At 48.9% G+C, this 19,996-nt stretch carries 18 protein-coding genes; 9 read left to right on the top strand and 9 right to left on the bottom strand.

Annotated features, from left to right (window positions below):
* The first annotated feature begins 504 nt into the window (after positions 1-504).
* The 6 genes from dinG to QL223_RS05395 all read left to right on the top strand — a co-directional run bounded on the left by dinG (position 505) and on the right by QL223_RS05395 (position 6,856).
* A complete protein-coding gene (dinG, locus tag QL223_RS05420) occupies positions 505-2,580 on the top strand; it encodes an ATP-dependent DNA helicase DinG (protein ID WP_002535521.1) in 2,076 nt (691 codons plus the stop codon).
* Between the two features lie 11 nt (positions 2,581-2,591).
* Complete coding sequence (locus QL223_RS05415) at positions 2,592-3,365, top strand: TSUP family transporter (protein ID WP_281544121.1); 774 nt, start codon at positions 2,592-2,594, stop codon at positions 3,363-3,365.
* 21 nt (positions 3,366-3,386) lie between these two features.
* On the top strand, positions 3,387-3,935 hold the full coding sequence (locus tag QL223_RS05410) for a primosomal replication protein (protein WP_281544120.1): 549 nt from the start codon (positions 3,387-3,389) through the stop codon (positions 3,933-3,935).
* A gap of 7 nt (positions 3,936-3,942) precedes the next feature.
* Complete coding sequence (locus QL223_RS05405; protein WP_281544119.1) at positions 3,943-4,863, top strand: histone deacetylase; 921 nt, start codon at positions 3,943-3,945, stop codon at positions 4,861-4,863.
* Entirely contained in the window at positions 4,860-5,021 is a 162-nt protein-coding gene (gene rsmS, locus QL223_RS05400; protein ID WP_046305656.1) for a pleiotropic regulatory protein RsmS, read from the top strand. Before QL223_RS05405 ends, rsmS begins: the two co-directional genes overlap by 4 nt.
* A 416-nt stretch (positions 5,022-5,437) precedes the next feature.
* On the top strand, positions 5,438-6,856 hold the full coding sequence (locus QL223_RS05395; protein WP_002535528.1) for an alanine/glycine:cation symporter family protein: 1,419 nt from the start codon (positions 5,438-5,440) through the stop codon (positions 6,854-6,856).
* Between the two features lie 76 nt (positions 6,857-6,932).
* Here QL223_RS05395 and QL223_RS05390 read toward each other — a convergent pair whose 3' ends face one another.
* The 3 genes from QL223_RS05390 to QL223_RS05380 form a co-directional block, all read right to left on the bottom strand.
* Entirely contained in the window at positions 6,933-7,175 is a 243-nt protein-coding gene (locus QL223_RS05390) for a TIGR02647 family protein (protein ID WP_002535529.1), read from the bottom strand.
* A gap of 130 nt (positions 7,176-7,305) precedes the next feature.
* Positions 7,306-8,493 (bottom strand): MFS transporter, encoded by a 1,188-nt coding sequence (locus QL223_RS05385; protein WP_338035026.1) that lies wholly within the window; start codon positions 8,491-8,493, stop codon positions 7,306-7,308.
* A gap of 159 nt (positions 8,494-8,652) precedes the next feature.
* Positions 8,653-9,546 (bottom strand): TIM44-like domain-containing protein, encoded by an 894-nt coding sequence (locus QL223_RS05380; RefSeq protein WP_281544118.1) that lies wholly within the window; start codon positions 9,544-9,546, stop codon positions 8,653-8,655.
* A 279-nt stretch (positions 9,547-9,825) separates the two neighbouring features.
* Between QL223_RS05380 and QL223_RS05375 the strand changes: the two genes are divergently transcribed.
* The 3 genes from QL223_RS05375 to QL223_RS05365 all read left to right on the top strand — a co-directional run bounded on the left by QL223_RS05375 (position 9,826) and on the right by QL223_RS05365 (position 12,825).
* Positions 9,826-10,221, top strand: a complete 396-nt coding sequence (locus tag QL223_RS05375) for a TM2 domain-containing protein (RefSeq protein ID WP_039849496.1) — start codon at positions 9,826-9,828, stop codon at positions 10,219-10,221.
* A gap of 121 nt (positions 10,222-10,342) precedes the next feature.
* Positions 10,343-10,942, top strand: coding sequence for a TetR-like C-terminal domain-containing protein (locus QL223_RS05370; RefSeq protein WP_002535534.1), 600 nt, complete (start codon positions 10,343-10,345; stop codon positions 10,940-10,942).
* A 17-nt stretch (positions 10,943-10,959) separates the two neighbouring features.
* Positions 10,960-12,825 carry an MFS transporter gene (locus tag QL223_RS05365; protein WP_002535535.1) on the top strand — a complete coding sequence of 622 codons (1,866 nt, stop codon included), beginning with the start codon at positions 10,960-10,962 and terminating at the stop codon, positions 12,823-12,825.
* On the opposite strand, the gene menE is transcribed toward QL223_RS05365, so the two are convergent.
* The 6 genes from menE to QL223_RS05335 are packed head-to-tail and all read right to left on the bottom strand — an operon-like array spanning position 12,816 to position 19,828.
* A complete protein-coding gene (gene menE / locus QL223_RS05360; protein ID WP_281544117.1) occupies positions 12,816-14,165 on the bottom strand; it encodes an o-succinylbenzoate--CoA ligase in 1,350 nt (449 codons plus the stop codon). The genes QL223_RS05365 and menE overlap by 10 nt on opposite strands.
* Positions 14,147-15,127 (bottom strand): o-succinylbenzoate synthase, encoded by a 981-nt coding sequence (gene menC, locus QL223_RS05355; RefSeq protein WP_002535538.1) that lies wholly within the window; start codon positions 15,125-15,127, stop codon positions 14,147-14,149. The genes menE and menC overlap by 19 nt, the downstream gene beginning before the upstream one ends.
* Positions 15,128-15,139: 12 nt before the next feature.
* Complete coding sequence (menB, locus tag QL223_RS05350) at positions 15,140-16,006, bottom strand: 1,4-dihydroxy-2-naphthoyl-CoA synthase (protein ID WP_002535540.1); 867 nt, start codon at positions 16,004-16,006, stop codon at positions 15,140-15,142.
* Positions 16,007-16,030: 24 nt separating this feature from the next.
* Positions 16,031-16,825, bottom strand: a complete 795-nt coding sequence (gene menH / locus QL223_RS05345) for a 2-succinyl-6-hydroxy-2,4-cyclohexadiene-1-carboxylate synthase (RefSeq protein WP_002535542.1) — start codon at positions 16,823-16,825, stop codon at positions 16,031-16,033.
* Positions 16,809-18,515, bottom strand: a complete 1,707-nt coding sequence (gene menD, locus QL223_RS05340; RefSeq protein ID WP_281544116.1) for a 2-succinyl-5-enolpyruvyl-6-hydroxy-3-cyclohexene-1-carboxylic-acid synthase — start codon at positions 18,513-18,515, stop codon at positions 16,809-16,811. The genes menH and menD overlap by 17 nt, the downstream gene beginning before the upstream one ends.
* Entirely contained in the window at positions 18,512-19,828 is a 1,317-nt protein-coding gene (locus QL223_RS05335; protein ID WP_281544115.1) for an isochorismate synthase, read from the bottom strand. The genes menD and QL223_RS05335 overlap by 4 nt, the downstream gene beginning before the upstream one ends.
* Between the last annotated feature and the right edge of the window lie 168 nt (positions 19,829-19,996).

The raw sequence follows: 19,996 nt of genomic DNA, 5'->3' as shown, positions 1-19,996 counted from the left end.
CTTTTCTTTATTAGATTGGAATTCCTGTTCCAGGATCCCTTTTATGTTTGTACATGTCACAACGTCACTAAAACACCACAACAAGTACGCTTAAACTTCGAAACTTAGAGTGCAGAGAAATCTAAAATCTGTCAAATCAACCAAAATCAATATCAAAAAACAAAAATACTCTTTAAATACATAAGGATAGAAGCACCCCTTCGATAGGGGTCACGGAAACGAAACCACATTGTCAAAATTCTGTAAAGTTGTTTGCAAAGCTTTATCAGAGTATTAGTCTGATAAAAACAATAATGCATCCGTAAATCAGGATTATATTCTACATGTAAGCAATTTGTGCAGTGAATGGCATTCCCTTTGGATTTCATAGTGATAGCTAATATTAGTTCAATTGATATTCGTGATCTAAATCGCATAAATTGGAATAAATGATCGAATACTTGAACTCTTTCACATTCTCCGAGCGTGATATACTGCGGCCCTACCACTCAGATTGTGACAAACATGCTTAGCCCATCAACCAAAAAAGACATCCGCTCCAGCTACGAGAATTTGAGAGCCCAACTACAGAATTTTATTCCAAGGAAAGCCCAAAACTACCTCGTTGCTGAAATTGCAAAAACACTCGCGGGGGAATACAACCCTAAAAGACGAATTTTGGTAGCGGAAGCGGGAACGGGTATCGGTAAGTCAATGGCTTACCTGATGGGCTCCATTTGTTTCGCCCTCAACAACAATAAAAAGGTGGTGGTTTCCACTGCCACAGTCGCTCTGCAAGAACAGTTAATAGAAAAAGACCTGCCTCTGTTTCGCCGAGTGGTTTCCCGGGAGTTCAGCTTTGTGCTGGCAAAAGGTCGTCAGCGCTATTGTTGTGGGGAGAAGCTCGCAGCCGCTGCCAGCGCTGAAGGACATGGGCAGCAAGCCTTGTTTACAGAGAAACCTAAAAAGGCAGATATCGACATGGTTAACACCATGTATAGCGCTTACTCCCGCGGAAAATGGAATGGTGACAGGGATGCTTGGCCTAAGAGTATTCCTGATCACCTGTGGCAAACCATTGTTTCAGATAAGCACACATGCCATTCAGGATTAGCCGCTCACCGCAACTGCCCTTTTGCAAAAGCCCGCGAACATCTGGATAAAGCGGATGTCGTTGTTGCTAATCACAGTTTATTGATGGCGGATTTAGAACTTGGCGGGGGGGTTATCCTGCCTGAGCCAGAGCATGCCCTTTATATGGTCGACGAAGCGCACCACTTGCCCACGGTAGCGCGAGATTTCTCCGCTGCATCTGCAAGCTTAGTTGGCGCTGCTTCCTGGCTGGAAAAACTCAATCAAAGCGCATCCAAGATTGCCAATGGCGGCGACATCAAACGCAGTGGGCGTTTTTTAGATGCGTTGCAGTCAGGAATCCAAGTGCTTATTCCCGGGCTTCGAGGCATCCGCGACATGCTGATTGATTTCCCTCTTAATAATGATGGCGTCTATCGTTTTACTGATGGTGAGTTGCCAGAAACCTTGCATTTAGAATCTAAAGAAATGCAAAAAGCAGCAAAAAAAGCTAATCAGTCGCTCGCAAAACTCCACGACCTTATCTCAGAGCGCGTAAAAGACGGTGAACTGGCCTCAAGGCTTGCCGACCCACTTCTTGCTGAATCCGCCTTTTTCTTACAGCGCTTAGAGAATCTCGAAAAAGTGTGGACGCTGATGGCGCAACCTAATTCAGATAAAGGTGCGCCACTGGCTAGGTGGATTCAAAAATGTCCCGAGCGCGAATCTGACTTTATTGTTCATGTATCACCGTTAGAAATCGGTTGGCGGCTGGACCAACTACTTTGGTCTCGCGCAGCAGGAGTGTGCCTTCTTTCAGCCACATTACGTGCCCTAAACTCATTCACATACTTTTGTCGCCAGGTGGGATTGGACGAAAACGATGGCACACGTTTTCTTGCTTTGCCGTCACCGTTTGATTATCAGGAAAACGCGCGTCTGGTCGTCCCAGCTATGCCTTGCGAACCGCAAGACGAAAAGTTCACCAGCCACCTTCCCGATATCTTGATGGAATACCTCGAAGGTGAAACTGCCAGCTTGGTACTTTTTTCCTCTTACTGGCAGATGAATCAGGTCGCTGAAAAGATGCGCGCCGATATCAAAAAACTTGGCTGGCACCTTCATGTGCAGGGAGAAGCATCACGCACCTCTATATTGGATGCGCACCGCAAGTGTTGTGAAAAAGGCCAGATCAGCATCCTTTTCGGAACGGGCAGCTTTTCTGAAGGTCTCGATTTGCCCGGAGAACAGCTGACCAACCTTATCATCACCAAAATTCCGTTTGCGGTACCCACCTCTCCGGTGGAAGAAGCTCATGCTGAGTATCTAGAGCGAAAAGGCGGTAATGCATTCCTCCAGATCTCCGTGCCGGAAGCCAGTAAAAAGCTTGTTCAATCAGCAGGTAGACTGCTGCGCAAAGAACAGGACTCTGGTAGAGTCGTTTTGCTAGACAGACGAGTTGTTACAAGGCGTTATGGAAAAGCCTTGTTGGATTCATTGCCTCCCTTTAAGCGTGTTATCGAACACTAAGAAAAATAAAAATGCTCGAACTTCTGGATCCAAATACCCTCATTATTTTGGGAATGGTCGCACTTGCGGCAGGTTTTATCGATGCTGTTGCTGGTGGTGGTGGCATGTTAATGGTTCCTGCGTTGCTTTCCATTGGCTTACCGCCGCATATCGCATTAGGTACCAATAAGCTGTCAGCAACGTTTGCCTCCTCGACGGCTGCGTTTACCTATTACCGGAAAAAGCTGTTTTCGCCCTCATTTTGGATGCATGCCTTTGTCGCCACTTTCATTGGCGCAATTTTGGGTACCTTGGTCGTGGACTATATTTCCACCGAGTGGCTCGAAAAAGCCCTGCCGCTTGTGGTGCTGGCAACCGCCGCCTACACCATCTGGCATCGCCAACCAAAAGCAGAGAATCACAATCTGCCGAAGGATGAGCCTCGCCTAAAAGAAAAGCAGTGGGCTCAAGGGCTCACCTTGGGATTCTATGACGGGGTTGCAGGGCCGGGAACCGGCGCATTCTGGACCGTGTCTTCGATGTCGATGTATAAAATGAATATTCTGCTTTCGTCAGGTTTAGCAAAAGCGATGAATTTCGTCAGCAACATCACATCACTCGTTACCTTCATCATTTTGGGTCATGTGAACTGGGCGCTTGGGCTTACTATGGGTGTCTGCCTGATGGTAGGTGCTTACATCGGCGCACATTCTGCTATTAAGTTTGGCGCTAAGTTTATTCGCCCTGTGTTTGTTACTGTGGTTGTGGTTCTATCCGTTAAACTGGCCATCGACGCTTGGCTTTAAGCCCAATAGGTATTAAGAGCTATGGATTTATCATCCCTCAGAACCGAGCTTCAAACGCTGGCAAACCGAGCCGCGGAGATAGACCGCAAGCGCGGTGAGAGTGCAAAGCCGCTGTTCGATGAACGCCTATTCTCCTGTCTCGCTAAGCTGCTTACGCCTTGTGTGTCGGAAGCAAAAAGTGTCGTTGATACCATTGAACGGGAGCAGGCAAGCGGACGCCTTTCTGCAATGCGCGCAGAGCACCTATGCGAAAAGCTGGTGAACCAAATCGGTGCGCTTCAGCGAGAAATGGCAACATTGGCTATACGACAGCAAGAAAAAGCCATGGCTCCGAAAACCGGCGCTTCTATCAGCCAGCTCTACCAGGATCTCGCACAGCACCAAGGGTGGGAAAGAAGGCTGGAGGATATGGTTCGCGATGCGGAGGCCAAGATGGGGCAATACGCCAGCTTTGCGGAACAGCAGCAAGCCCAGAAGCAGCTACTGGCGCTGGAAAAGCGTTTATCACGCTGTCGTGAAGCCAGACAAAAAATCGAATCCCGTATCTCTTTCCGTGAGCGCAAAGGCTAAAGCTCTGATGTTGCCGATTATTTATCATCCGATCTATTCTGACTTTCCATTGCCTGAAGGTCACAGGTATCCGCTACAAAAGTACCGGCTGCTCAAAGAACACATTGATGAAATGGGTTGGCCCGTAACAACATTTCAGCCAACACGTCTTGATCATCAACATCTAAAACGTTTCCATGACGATGACTATGTCGATGCTTTGGTGAGCGGCTCCTTACCTCTGGTAAAAATGCGACGTATTGGCTTCCCCTGGAGTGAGGCACTGATACAACGTAGTCTCACATCACTGGGAGGAACCACTCTCACTGTCGATAAAGCGATTGAACATGGTGTCGCTGTTCACCTTACCGGTGGATACCATCACTCGCATAAAGACTTTGGCAGTGGCTTTTGCCTTTTTAATGATTTAATTCTGGCATCTGACCACGCGCTTTCCTACCCAAACATAAACAAGGTACTTATCGTCGATTGCGATGTTCATCATGGCGATGGCACGGCGACACTCGCTCAAGAGAGGGAAGACATCATTACCCTTTCGGTGCACTGTGACAAAAACTTCCCATCACGAAAGCCAGACTCTGACATTGATATCCCCATGCCTATTGGCGTTGAATCCGATGCCTACCTTTCTGAGTTCGTGCCTGTGCTAACCCTTGCTATCGCCCAACACCAGCCTGACATGGTGATATATGATGCGGGCGTTGATATTCATGTAGATGATGAACTTGGCTATATGAATGTTTGCCAACACGGCATCGCTGAGAGAGATAAAGCCGTTATGGAAGCTTGTCATCAATACGGCGTTCCTATCGCCGCTGTTATCGGCGGCGGATATCGTACAGAACAGAGCGCTTTGGTTCCGCTTCATGCCGAGTTGATAAAAGCAGCATTCAATATCTATTTCCCAAATTGGAGTAAAAAATCATGAGTCAATCTGGACTGGATAATGCCCCTGATGAAATCAAACTTGCTGTTGATTTAATCTATCTCTTGGAAAGCAATGAGGTCGACCCTGAAACCGCGTTAAAAGCACTGGAGATCGTCAGATCTGACCTTGAACGAAAAGTGTCGAAAGCAAACGATTAACTCTCAGGAACGTCTTCTAACTCCCTCGATTGAGCGACCAGATCCCCCCCTTTAAAAATGTTAACTTTGATAGTAAATAATGTTGTAAAAACATCCTTTTATTAAACTATTTGCCTAACATTTAATCTTTCAGTGAAATTTACAGATGCCAGAAGATCAAATTTAGAGTATTATCCCGCCGCTTTATTTGCTTATCTTGACGTCAAGTGAGCAAAAAACGGCCACAGATCATGCTCAAATGGATTTGTAAGTAGCGCAATCGACGCGCAAATCTGCTGGCTGGAATCTCTGCACGGAAGCGTCGCCAGGACAAGTTATTTGTCCGGGGCAGAGAGCTGAAAAGGAAGTTTCAGATCCCTTGTCTCCTCCTTCTCACTCAACTGCCACTTTAAATTTGACGACAGTAGAGTTTGTATATGACGGAACTAAAAGAACTATTCGTTTCCTTTGTCGACGCCGGGAATGGCTTGTTGTGGGGAAGCGTGCTTATTTACCTTTTGATCGGCGCTGGTCTTTACTTCACTTTCCGCACCGGTTTCCTCCAATTCCGCTCTTTCGGGCACATGTTTGAGCTCATCAAAGGTAGCCGTGAAGGCGCCGACGGTGGTATCTCATCATTCCAGGCATTCAGCACCAGTCTCGCCGCTCGCGTAGGTACAGGTAACATGGCAGGTGTTGCTGTGGCGATTTACCTTGGTGGTCCTGGCGCAGTGTTCTGGATGTGGATTACTGCACTGGTCGGTATGTCTACCAGCTTTGTAGAATCTACGCTGGCACAGGCATACAAAATCAATCACAAAGACAACACCTTCCGCGGTGGTCCGGCTTACTACATTGAAAAGGGTTTGGGTCAACGCTGGTTAGGTATCGCCTTTGCTATCTGTTTGATCATCGCGTTTGGTCTGGCATTCAACGGCGTTCAGTCAAACTCCATCGCTGCGGCGATGAACACCGCTTTCGGCACTGATAACACTTGGGTAGGTGTAATTCTGGCGCTGGCAACGGCACCTATCATCTTTGGTGGTATGCGTTCTGTCGCCAAAGTGGCCGAGCTGATTGTTCCGTTTATGGCGATTGGTTACCTCGTTGTGGCCTTCTACGTTATCGGTATCAACATCACGCTGCTTCCAGACGTTTTCGGCACCATCATCGGCAGTGCGCTTGGCTTTGAGCAAGCAGCAGGCGGTGCGATTGGTGCAGCCATGATGCAAGGTATCAAACGTGGTCTGTTCTCAAACGAAGCAGGTATGGGTTCTGCGCCTAACGCAGCAGCAACAGCAACCACCCGCCCTAACCACCCAGTGGCACAAGGCTATGTACAAATGCTGGGTGTGTTTATCGACACCATCGTTATCTGTACCGCAACCGCATCTATCATCCTGCTATCAGGCATGCTGGACACTGACAGCGGTGTCACCGGCATTGCGCTGACTCAAGCGGCTCTGGTCGAAGAAGTGGGCGCATGGGGTGCAGGCTTTATTGCTATCGCCATTCTGCTGTTTGCATTCACCTCATTGATTGCCAACTACTCATACGGTGAATCAAACATCGAGTACATCTTCAAAAGCAAAAAGGCCATCAATGTCTACCGTGTTGCTGTTCTGGCAATGGTAGTGATCGGCGCTGTTGTTGACTTACCGACGGTTTGGGCATTTGCAGACCTTTCTATGGGTATGATGGCCCTCATCAACCTTGTGGCAATTCTTGCGCTGTCTGGCATCGTGTTTGCGCTGCTTAAAGACTATGAAACCCAGCGTAAAGAAGGCAAAAAGCCGACGTTCGATCGCACCAAGTTCCCGAAGCTGGACAAGCAGATCGACAAAGACGTTTGGTAAAAAACACCTAAAACACACAACATCAAAAAGGGAGCCGATGGGCTCCCTTTCCTTTTCTTTTTAGGTACATTCCGGTTTATTCAGGGTGTGACCTTAATATGCGCAGCGCTTCTTTTGCATGCTCAACCGCATCTCGACCAATCGAAGTTAAGTAACCACCGTCTTTTGCTGTGATCAGCTTTTTGTCATAAAGGCGTTCTGTTGCAGCCACAAGATCAGGGTCCGCATCACTGTGAACCTTGATACCCATGAGATCAGAAGAACGAGAAAACTTCACCAGGACGTTCATTTCGTCAACCAGTTCAGACGTAAATGGCATAGCGCCTCCAACATTTATCCGTGTTTCGTTACCCTTGAATATAGTTGGTCGTGCCACATAGAATTTGTGCCGAGATCAAGAACTGATCGATAAGCACAATCAAGCAGCTACAAATAGACAGAAGTTTGAATCACGCCACATCCTGAGCACGTTTTCGACCTAAGAAACTGACTTCATTACCGGATTCTGGTGCCAAAGGCACCATTCTAGACAAAGTCAGCGACCCCAAAGCAAGGCCAGTGCCGACTAAGAAGACTGTTGTTGGTGAGTACAACCACACCACACCCAAAGCAGCAGGAATCACTACTGCCGCAATGTGATTGATGGTAAAGCTCACACCCGCCGTAGATGCAATGTCTTCCGGATCGGCAATCTTCTGGAAGTAGGTTTTAATCGCGATCGCCATGGCGAAGAAAAGATGGTCCACCACGTATAACACACCCGCCATCGTTGCACTTTCCACAAAGGCATAGCCGGTAAACACACATGCCAGCCCAACATACTCCACGGTCAGGGCGCGTCGCTCACCCACTCTGCCAATCCAAGCACCAATTTTGGCCGCAAACAGCATGTTGAAGAGGTAGTTAATGATAAACAGCAGACTGACATCACCCACGGAATACCCAAACTTCTCAACCATCATGAAGCCGGCAAAAACAATGAAGATCTGACGACGGGCACCACTGAGGAAAGTCAGGCCGTAATAAAGCCAATATCTTTTGCGAAGGATCAGCTTTCGAGTCTGAACGTGTGGGCTTTCAAAGGAAGGAAATATTGCCCACAGCGCAAGTACCGCCACCAAACTGACAAAGCCAAACAGCATATACACGATGTTATAGCTGACCTCCATCCACTCCATTAACAGCCAAACGGCAGCGTAAGCGATAAGGCTTGCTGCGCCCTTCCAGGCAAGAACCTGTCCCATAAAGTGTGCGCTTTTATCTTTATCTATCCACTGTAAAGTCAGAGACTGATTAACGGTTTCAAAATAGTGAAAGCCAATCGACATCACAATCGTGGTTAAATACAGCCCCCATACCGTTGGAAACCAACCTGTCACCGCAACACCGAGACACATCACAGCCAGAAACAGCAAGGCAAAGCGCTGCTCTTTGATAAACAACAAGAGATAAATCGCTGTAAACGCCAGGAAGCCAGGGACTTCACGCAAACTCTGCAACATGCCGATTTCTTTACCGGTAAACGCGGCTTTTTCTACCACAAAGTTGTTGAGTAATACGTTCCAGACAGAAAACGCCATGGCCATGATAAAAGCCATCGCGATAAGAAGATGGGCGGGAGTTCTAAAGCGTTCCACGTTGTTGTTTCTCGATATTTATTTGAAGTTGTTTCCGCCAATGTAACTGCGAATCAACAAATAAGCTAACGGGAATCGTTGAAGTCATTGTTCAAAAATCATGAACAAAAAAAGAGCAGCCACTTGGGCTGCTCTTTTCAGGGGGAATAATTCTAGTGATTAAGCTTGAATACCAACAATCAACCAAGGTGCATTTGGTTGTGTCATATCACGCTCAAGGTGCCAGATATCAGTAATGTCTTCTTCAACACCTTCCTGACGGTCAGTGTAGCGGCCGCTGAACTGCAGACTCAGTTGAGCAAGTTTGCCGTCGTAATCAGCACGGACGATTTCCGCATCGACATACATGACTTCTGTGTGCTGCTCGCCTTCCAGCTTACGACGCTCTTCAGCCAGGTCGTTATATAGCTCGGGCGTCACGTATTCCTGAATAGTTTCAAGCTGGTTGTGGTTCCATGCACCTTGCAGAATACGGTAATGCTCACGCGCACCGTTTACAAAACCAGCCATATCGAAGTTCGGCGGGAAATTAAACGGTACATCGTTATTTACTGCACCAAAACCTCCTGTCGAAGATGTCGCCGCTGACTCACGGAACTGAGGCTGTTGTTGCTCGTGGTAGTAACCTTTGTTTTGCGGCTCTTGGCCACCGGCGTAAGCCTGTTGATGCGGTCGGTTCATCGGACCGTTCTTCGCCGCCATCAGGCTCTTGAAGATCTTAAACAGCACGAATGCGATCAGTGCGATGATCAGGAAATCCATGATTTGGAAGCCTTCAAATGCACCACCCATCATGGCTGCGATCAGACCACCAGCTAGCAGTCCGCCCAGCAAACCACCCATCAAGCCTTTCTTAGAAGACGACTTCGCTGCAGCCGCAGGATCGTTTTGCTTATTGATTGAGTTGGTGTTGGTCGGTTGTGATTTTGGTGCTGGCGCCGTCTTAAAGCTTTTGCCGAAAGACTTACCGCCACCAAACTTCTTCGCCTCAGCGTGTGGTGCAGATACCACCATCACGAACATCAGCGCGAATAGAGTAAAAAAGCGTTTCATTGCAAACCTTTTGTTTCAATGTCAAATAACGCAACAAGCGTAAGGTACTTTCATGCTATGTCAGCGGCACGGAAAGTCAAACCCTGTTACGGCCGAATATGTTACCAATCGTTTAAATTTTGCTTAAACAGCAATACATAACTGCGAGCAAGATTTCTCCTTTTGGCGACTTTTTAATAAAAATGCGGTAAACCGTTGAGGAGATAGAGCTCTTAATGGAACGACTGCCTTACAATGCAGTCCATATTCACAGAGAGAAAACAATTAAAGGTTGATGCGATGAACGATACACACAGTAAAACCGTCGGGTACATTTTATGGATCTTCGGTTTTCTCGGTGCACACCGTTTTTATTATGGTAAGCCTGTGACAGGAACCATCTGGCTGTTCACATTCGGACTTTTGGGGATTGGTTGGTTGATTGACCTGTTTCTGATCCCATCCATGGATCGCGAAGCAGACCTCCGCTTTAACAGCGGACAAGTCGATTACTCTGTCGCTTGGATATTGCTGACCTTCCTAGGCATCTTCGGTATTCACCGTATGTATATGGGTAAATGGGTGACTGGCATCATCTATCTCTTTACTGGCGGATTCTTCATTGTTGGTGTTATTTATGATTTTTGGACACTGAACGATCAGGTTTCGATTAAAAACGCCGAACGTTTCAGCTAAGCTTTTGCTTTCAAAGCCTCTCAGTTGTTGGCATTTAGCTAAACTGAGAGGCTCGTAACTTGCCCTTTCCCGACCCCACTCCTAAAATATCGAACATTGTTCACTATTTGCAGCAGAAGTAATGGCACGCAGGAACGACCACAGCCGCGAAGAGCTGGTAGAAATGACGCTTAACTGCGTTGAAAAGTATTTAGACACCCAGCCTTACCATGCCCTGAGCTTGCGAAAAATCGCTGCTGAAATCGGGTATGTCCCAAGTACCTTGGTCAATGTCTTTGGCAGTTATAACATTCTGCTACTACATGTTGTCGCTCGGACACTGGACGATCTGCGTCATCAGGCCCAACAAAAGCTGACCGACACATCAAACTGCCGTGAAGCCCTGTTTACACTCGCGCATCTTTACCTCGAGTTCGCATCGAAAAACCCTTACCGTTGGCAACTGGTGTTTGAGCACAGCATGAAAGGCGACAAGCTTCCTGATTGGCAAAGTGACCGAATCCAGAGTATGACGGGCATGCTGGAACGCCTGCTTAAGCAACTTTCTCCCACCAAAAACGATGAGGAAGTGGTAGAGGCAAGCCGCGTACTCTGGGCAGGAGTTCATGGCATCACGCTGCTCGCAGTTGACGACAAGTTCTTCACCTCAGTGCCAGTCAATGGCGCAGAGCTTATCGATAACCTGCTGACAGGCTACCTTAAGAGCTGGATTGACGCTTAGGAGCCGGGAAGGAAAGGATGACAAGCCAAACCGGGCTCCTGAAACAGCGACGTTTTCTGCCTTATTTTATCACCCAAGCACTCGGCGCGTTTAACGACAACGTCTACAAGAATGTCCTGTTGATCCTCGTTGCCTTTGCTGGTCCCGGCGTCATCGGGATAAGTACCGACCTTTTCATCAACCTCGCTGCTGGCCTGTTTATTCTCCCCTTTTTTCTGTTCTCAGCTTTCGCCGGTGAGCTCGCGGATAAATTCGAGAAATCCCAATTTATCCGCGGCGTGAAGTTACTGGAAATCGGCATTATGAGTCTCGCTGCCATTGCTTTTATCTACGAAAGCTACATGGCGCTTTTAGTTCTTCTTTTCTTGATGGGTACGCAATCTGCTTTCTTTGGCCCTGTGAAATACGCATTACTGCCTCAAACCCTAAAACCTCAGGAACTGGTTTCGGGCAATGCTTTGGTTGAAACCGGTACATTCCTAGCGATTTTACTTGGCACCATGGTGGCCGGGGTTATCGCGAATATGGATGGAGCGCGAGATATTGCTGCTATCTCTGTGGTGATGTTTGCTGTGCTCGGTTATTTGAGCGCCCGTTCTATTCCTGAGGTAGCTGCCGGAAACCCTTCTCTCAAAATCCGTTTTTCTCCTATCCGACAGATGAAGACCACGCTGGCGATTGCCCGAAAAGATAAAGTCGTGCTGCAGTCAATTCTCGGGATCAGTTGGTTTTGGTTTCTCGGTGCCAGTTATCTCACGCAATTCCCCAATTACGCCAAGCTTCATCTTGGTGGCAATGAAGCGACCGTTTCGTTTCTACTGACGCTTTTCTCCGTCGGTATTGCCATTGGCTCTTTGCTTTGTGACAAGCTTTCCGGCCATCGTATTGAGCCTGGCATTGTGCCAATTGGTGCACTGGGATTGACTATTTTCGGCATTCACCTGATGTTCTCGACACCTGCAATGCCTTCAACTGCTGCAAACTTTGTAGAATTTATTGCCGACCCGTCACTGTGGTGGGTGTTTGTCGATTTACTCTTGATTGGCATATTCGGAGGAATTTTCATTGTTCCTCTGTATTCCATGATGCAGGCACGTTCAGAAGATAGTGAGCGCTCACAGGTCATTGCCGCCAATAACATTTATAACGCTCTCTTCATGGTGACCAGCGCCATTCTCGCCATGATTCTTCTTGGTGCCATGGGCATCAGCATCCCTGAATTTTTCCTTATACTCGCCCTGCTGAATCTTGTTGTCACCCTCTATGTCGGCAAGCAGGTTCCACTCTTCGCGTTGCGCTTTGTTATTTGGTTCTTGAGCCACAGCTTCTATCGCGTGACCCACAAGAATCTCCAAAACATTCCAAAAGAAGGCGGCGCATTGCTGGTATGTAACCATGTCAGCTATGTCGATGCCTTGATTCTGGCAGGTGCTTGTCCGCGCCCCATTCGTTTTGTGATGGACGAAGATTACTACCACCTACCCGTGCTGAATTATTTCTTCCGAGCCAGTCGCGTCATTCCTATCAAGCTCACCAGCGGCTCCATCCGCTGTGCACTCAAGGAAGTAAAAAAGCAACTGAATGACGGCGAGATTGTCTGTATTTTCCCTGAAGGCCAGCTCACTTCTGATGGTGACATGCAGCCTTTCAAACGTGGCATAGACCTAATTCTGAAGCAGTCACCGGTTCCCGTAATACCTATGGCATTGAAAGGTTTATGGGGAAGTTATTTCAGCCGTGAAGGTGGCCGTGCCCTGCTCAAATTACCCAAGCGGTTTTGGTCAAAAGTGGAAGTCGAGGCAGGAAGTCCGGTTCAGCCAGAAGATGCAAGATGCGACCGATTATTTAGTGATGTGAAAACGTTAAGAGGCGATTATCGTTGAACCAGCTTTTCGTTAGCCAGCCAATCAGCTAACGCGCGGCGGGAGATTTTTATCCCGCCATCCAGCAAATGCTTCGGAATCGAGTATGCGGCTTTAGGCACCTGATGAGGCGGCAGCAACGACTTGGCGTAAGCCAGAAAGTCACCTTGATTGACATTGCCCATCACCAACGCAACAGGAACCTGTCCCCACTTGGCATCCACTACGGGCAAAATAAACAATTGCTCAATCCCTTCAAAGCCTGAAAGCACCCTTTCAATACTTTCCGGCTGCACATTTTCCCCGCCACAGATAAACATGTTATCTAAGCGGCCAAGAATCTGAAGTTCGCCCTCTACCCATTCACCTTTATCTTTAGTCGCAAACCATCCGTCCGACAAAGGCTCCAACTTTCCGCCAATGAGGTAACCCGATGAAAGCGTGTCTCCTTTCACCATGATTTCCCCAAGGCTGGAAAGCATAAGTTCCCGATGCGGAAGCGGACGACCTACTGAGAAGCATCCATCCACCCGTTTTGCCGTGATGGTCGATGCCATTTCTGTCATCCCATAACCGCACCAACAACCAATACCTTTTGCTTCAGCTTCATCCACCAGCGCTTGCGGAATCACTGCACCGCCTAAAAGTACGGATGTTAACGAAGAAGGAAACTTCACCTTTAGCAATCGCTGCAATTGCGTTGGTACCAAGGAAGCGTGTGTTACACCTTCTAGAGCCGAGTGTAATGCGTCACCTTTCGTCTCTGCAATCTTCAGAGTCGCCCCGCATTGTAACCACCGCCAGACAATGGCAAGACCGGAAACATGAAATAACGGCAAGGAAAGAAGCCAGCAATCACTTTCACCAAAAGGCATCAGTGAAAACAATCCGCTGGCGCTAGCTAAATGAGCGTTAGCATTGTGAGTGGCCGCTTTGGGTGTCCCCGTCGAGCCGGAAGTCAGCACGAGGGTCAGGATGTCATTGGTATCAAATGGCACCACATCAGACTGCTGCCATTTACTAGAAGAAAATGCGGTATGCGGGTCGATAACCATCTCAATCCCCGCGTTCTCGAGCACTTCTTTTTGGAGTGCTGGAGAGAAAGCCGGATTGATCAGCAGCGTTTTCAAGCCTTGTTGCCAGGCAGCAAGGATAACTAAAAGGGTTTGGTAATCATTTTGAGAGGAGATGGCTACATAGCGATTATGCGGTTTGGGCAGCAACGGCATACTGCCTATATCTGAAACAAGGCGCTGCCAACTAATAGCCTCGCCTTCCAGATATAAAGCAGTATGCTGGGGTTTTACCTCACCCCAGTAAAGCCAAGGCCAAGTATCAAAACTTATGGGTGCGCCTGCCATACCACTTCACAGTCAGTCAGCGTTTTCAGTGGTAACTCACAGCCAGGCCACGCTTGCTCTAGCTGCTCACCAAACAATGAGACCGTATCAAGCCCCGGTAAGGTTTCCGGCGTTAGCCAGTGGGCGATGCGCGCCAATGTATTGAGGCCAAAACTGGATTCAATACTGGAGCTGATCACCACTTCCATCCCCATGGTATGGGCATGCTCAACCAGTGATTTCACTGTTTGAAGTGAGCCCACCAAAGTGGGTTTAATCACGATCGCAGACAATCCGGTTTTGTATTCTAGCGAAAAGCCTTCATCGCGCAGGGTTTCATCCCATGCAATGGCAATTCCGGTTTCTTCACTGAATGCGAGGCTTTGCTCGGGCGTCTGACAAGGCTCTTCTAAAAAGGCGATGCGGGAACGGAAAGCGGGATTCACATAATTGGCAAACTGCGCTGCTTTTGCCGGCGTCCACTGGCGGTTGGCATCCAGTCGAAGGCGCAAATCTGGAAGGATTTCCAGAAACATGTTCACCACCATGCCGTCGCGAATAGGCTCGTAGAGGCCCACTTTAATTTTCGCGACTTTCTCGCCCGGCAATTCAGCGAGCTTTTCAACCAGCTCATCTGGATCGCCGCTACACAACGGCGCAGCGAGGAAATTACCTTCAGCCGGGATTTCACCATCAAGTTCCGCAAGTGCAACGGACAAACCAAAAGCGACGGATGGATAGAGCGTGTCCCAATCTATTTCGTCGCCTTCCAGCCACTGCGCTAAACAAAGCTCAATCTGAGTTTGTGCTTGCTCGATGGTTTCAGCACTGAACTCTGGCAAAGGTGCAATTTCGCCTCTGCCAGATTTCTCACCATCTTTAAGTTCGACAATCAAGCCATCTCGCTGTGCCAGACGGGTGTGACGCAAAATCACACCACTGTCCATCGGCAACGAATAACGGTAAAGCGTTGCGTGCTTCATCTTCCCACCCTGCTATGGGTTACGTGGGAATTTGTCGAAGTCTGGGCGACGTTTTTCATTGAAAGCGTTGCGGCCTTCCTGACCTTCTTCGGTCATGTAGAACAACATGGTGGCGTTACCCGCCAGCTCTTGCAGACCCGCCTGACCATCACAGTCAGCATTCAGAGCCGCTTTCAGGCAGCGCAGCGCCATTGGGCTATGCTGTAGCACTTCACGACACCAACGTGCAGTTTCACGCTCAAGCTCCGCGTAAGGCACTACGTGGTTAACCAGACCCATATCCACCGCTTCTTGCGCATCGTAGAAGCGGCAAAGGAACCAGATCTCTCGGGCTTTTTTCTGACCCACGATACGTGCCATGTAAGACGCGCCCCAACCGCCGTCGAAAGAACCAACTTTCGGGCCAGTCTGACCAAATTGCGCGTTGTCTGCTGCGATCGTCAAGTCACACATCATGTGAAGCACATGACCACCACCCACAGCGTAGCCCGCTACAGAGGCAATCACAGGCTTAGGACAGGTACGGATTTGGCGTTGGAAGTCCAGCACGTTCAAGTGGTGTGTACCTTCGTCATCACGGTAGCCGCCGTAGTCGCCACGGATCTTCTGGTCACCACCGGAACAGAACGCATGCTCACCCTGGCCACGCAGCACAATCACACCCACTTTTTCGTCGTAGCGTGCATCGGCCAGCGCTTTGATCATCTCTTTCACTGTTTGAGGGCGGAATGCATTGCGGACTTCAGGACGGTTGATAGTGATTCGCGCGATACCGTCTTCCGATTTTTCAAAAAGGATATCTTCATAGCCTTCAGAGCAATCATTCCACACCACTGGTGCATACAGTTCCTGTTCGGTTAAACCTGTTGTTCTAGCCATAGCATTACCATCTAAATCATTAAGTTAATTAGGTTCAATCAGCCGCTTAATCGACTGGCAATACAGCAAAGGCTGCTCTGCATGAATGTTGTGGCCGGCGTCTGGGACAATGGAATAAGACAGTCCCGAATGCATCGCCAATGCCAGAAACTTATTGTCCTTCTCACCACATAGGTAATGCACCTTTGCTGGCAACATTCTGAGCAAATCGCCCAGAAAATCCTGTTGGGATAAGGATGTAGCACGCAGCATACTTGCCACTTTTGTACCGAGGTTATCACTGCGCTTAACGATCAAACTTTGTCTTTGCGCATGATTTAGTGAGGAAAATACAGGTTGTTGGTACCAATCTTGAAGCACATCAACAATGGGCTCATTTTCAAAACGCACCGCCCATTTTTCATCATGTTCACGCCTTGCCGCTCTCTCGGGTTCAGGTAAACCTGGATGCCCATTTTCGATAATAAGCCCAGCGAAAGGAGCACAGATTACCCTCAGAGAGCTTGAATAGTGGGTGGCGAGATACATAGCAATGCGTGCGCCCAGCGAATAGCCGACAAGCCAAAAAGGTGAAGACAATGTCTCGCTGATCGTTGCTATTACTTTGATGCAGGTATCTTCAAAGCCGACCGCTTCAATATGTTGGCTACCACCGTGTCCCGGCAAATCGATAGCCAGGCACAGATACTCTTTGGAAAGCTCATCAATGACAGGTTGCCAATCCCTATGATCGCCAAGCAGGCCATGAAGGAAAACAAGGGCAGGTTTGTCCGCCTGCCCTTGGAGGGAATAATTCAATCTTTCAGAGCAGTTCTGCATTGGCAATTTCACCAAACATCGCTTTAAGTGCCTTGCCGCACTCGCCCGCCCCAACCTTGAGTTCAATCACCGTAGTTCCCGGCGTAGACTGCGCATCAATGCATTGTGCTCGCGCGGTTTCCAGCGATGAAGGGCAACCATAGTTGAACCCGAACATCGCCGCCGCGTGTGAGAAATCAGTGCCATGCGGCATGCGATAGAAGGTTTCTTTGTTCGCATCCGGCACCGGTAACATATCGAAAATGCCGCCGCCATCATTGTTAATAATGATCAGCGCAAATGGCTGCGGATTGTTTGCCAGTAACGAAAGGCTGTTGAGGTCATAAAGCGCGGAAGTGTCGCCCATCAGCATCACCATCGGACGCTGTCTTGCACGCTGAACGCCAGAAGCCGTGGCAATCAGACCATCGATACCCGATGCACCGCGATTGGCAAACACGGCTTTTTCTGGCAGGTGACTGCACATATCCAACAGACGGATTGCCATGCTGTTTCCAATAAAGAGGTCGCTCTCTTTCGAAAGCCAATGGCTGAAGTCAGCAGCTAAGGAGACTTCTGACAGCGATTCATCAGACGCCGCCAATCGCTCAAAATATTGTTGGCTTGCCACAACCAACGCATCAGCCCAACGTGCGTGTTCGTTATCACGAGTGATTTCCGTCATGGCCAACGCCACATTTGCCAGTGGCGCATTGATGCGCAACCCCTGTTTATGACTTGGGTCCAGCCTTCCTGGATGTTTCTCTACCAACCAGTGCGTCCCCTCAAACTGGTTGATAAACTGGCTGAGGCGCTTTGACACCAAACGGCTGCCAAATTGAACGATAATATCAGCTTGGTTCAGCACTTCAGCACACGCAGGGTTTTGTAGCCAAACATCAAAACCTGCGAATGCAGAGCCTTGGCTCGCTTGCGGGTCGCAGAGAAGAGGCCAGTGAAGTTTCTGAGCCAGCGCATCAATAGCTCGGCGCTCTTGTAAAGAGGCCTTACCCACCACCAACACACCTTTTTGTTGCTGGAGCTGAGCCCAATCGCGCAAAGGCTGGCTTAAATCTGCGCGTGAAGGCGTGAAGGACAAGTAAGGCTCATCACTCTCCAGCCAGGTTCGTACTGGCTCAAGGTATACCGAAGCGTCTTCCATTTCCCCGTATAAAGGTTCAGGGAACGGACAGTTGATATGATAACTCCCGCCCAGTTCTGACTGACAATGCAGCCCCTCTGACACTGTCGACAATAACCAAGCTGGCGAAATGTGTTCTGTGGGTGACGGCAGGAAACTCGTCACTTCTGCATGCTCGCTGAAAATGCCCTGCTGGCTGATTGCCTGGTTGGCGCCACATTGAATAAGCTCAGGCGGACGGTCAGCAGTCAGAAGCACTAATTTTTCGCGGGTTAAACGGCTTTCTGCCACAGCTGGCAGCAAATTCGCCACCGCTGTACCGGACGTAACAATCACAGCAACAGGATTGTCAGAGGCTTTGGCCAACCCCAGCGCTAAAAAGCCTAAACCACGCTCATCGAAATGGGTATGAAGGCAAATAGAAGAATCAAGGCTTTGGAGTCTTTCCGCTTCCAACGTTAGCGGTGTTGAACGCGAGCCCGGTGCAATACAAATGTCTTTCACACCCGCACGTTGCAGCGACATCAAAATCAGTCTCGCCCAGATACGGTTGATGGTTGAAGGCTTCATCCGGCCTTTTTCTCCATATGTTTGTCGGGCGAAGGGCCTAGCAGGTTTCTGAGAGTCGCCATTTTCCGGTCAAGCTCTTTCCACTCGCTTTCCGCCACTGAACCCGGCACGATGCCTGCGCCCGCAAATAGATGCACCTTGTTATCAACAATCAGGGCGCTGCGGATAGCGACACAGAATTCACTTTGCTCAGGGCTAAGGTAACCCACCGAGCCGCTGTACCAGCCGCGAACGAAGGGTTCATTCTCAACGATAAAATCCACTGCTTTCTCGCGGGGTAAACCTGCCACCGCAGCGGTTGGTTGTAACAAATCCAGCAATGTGGAAGAAGGTACATCAGCGACTAAATTCGCCTCAATATCGCGCTTTAAGTGCTGCACATTGCGAAGACGCACTAAGTGAGGCGTGACTTCAACATCCAATTGCTCGCTATGCGGATTCAGTCGCTGGGTGATGTCTTCCACCACCAAGCGGTTTTCATAGATATTTTTGCTGTCATTGAGCAGCCAGGTCGCCAGTAAAAGGTCTTCCTCGGCGTCTTTGCCGCGACCTATGGTACCTGCGAGTGCTTCAGTATAGAGTTCGCTGTCATCGCGCCAGAATAAGCGCTCCGGCGTCGAGCCAACAAAACAGTGCTTTTCATCCAGCGCCAGCAGGAAATGAAAGTTGGACTTATTAATCTCGACAGAGGCTTTCAGCAGGCTGGCTGCGGGTAAGGTTCGGTCAAGCTCAAGCGTTGTCTTGCGCGCCAGCACCACTTTCTGCAGTTCGGTTGTTTCAATAGCCGACAACGCATCCCCAATCATGGTCGACCATTGGTCGAACTCAGGCTGATGCTGGGTTGCCAACACGTCGCAATCCGGGGGGGATAAGCGTTGGGATTGAGTGATTAGCTTAGATAATGCCGCGCGAACTTTTAGCAGGTCATCACAAAGATTCAACGTGATTGACCACTGACCTTCTCGGTAAGCCATCTCGATCTGTGGCAGGAAAAAGAAAGATTGAAGACAGCGCTGGTTGCGTTCCGTACGTCCATCAAAAGAACGTCCGCCCCAAATGCGCTGGCCTTTGACGAGTTGACGCTCAGCAGAGGCAGGATCAGAAAAGGTTTTAACCTGACCAAGTGCCAATACCTGCTCTGTACCGTCTCTGGTTTGCCAATAGAACTTAGGGAATAATGGTTGGGTATGTAGCCAGTCGATAGGATCGGTACGCTCAGGCCATTGGAATGGCAGCGTGATCTGCTTGGGGAGTGGCGACACTGTCGACAGGGATTCAACAAGCCTGGCGATAGCTTGGCTTAAATCGGTCAAACTAACCTCACTTACACTCACAACCTGAAAGGTAATGTCCGATTCCCTGGGAGACCCAAATGCTGCATGGCGCGGCTGCGAAGACTTTCTTTTCTGTGTTTGTCAGAACATCCTGCGATGACGAATGCGCAAAATACCATCACTTCGGTTAATTTCGCATCAAGCTCC

Source organism: Grimontia sp. SpTr1 (assembly GCF_947387585.1).
In the GTDB taxonomy this organism is placed as follows: Bacteria; Pseudomonadota; Gammaproteobacteria; order Enterobacterales; family Vibrionaceae; genus Enterovibrio; species Enterovibrio indicus.
This window is presented reverse-complemented; position numbering and strand designations above follow the sequence as displayed.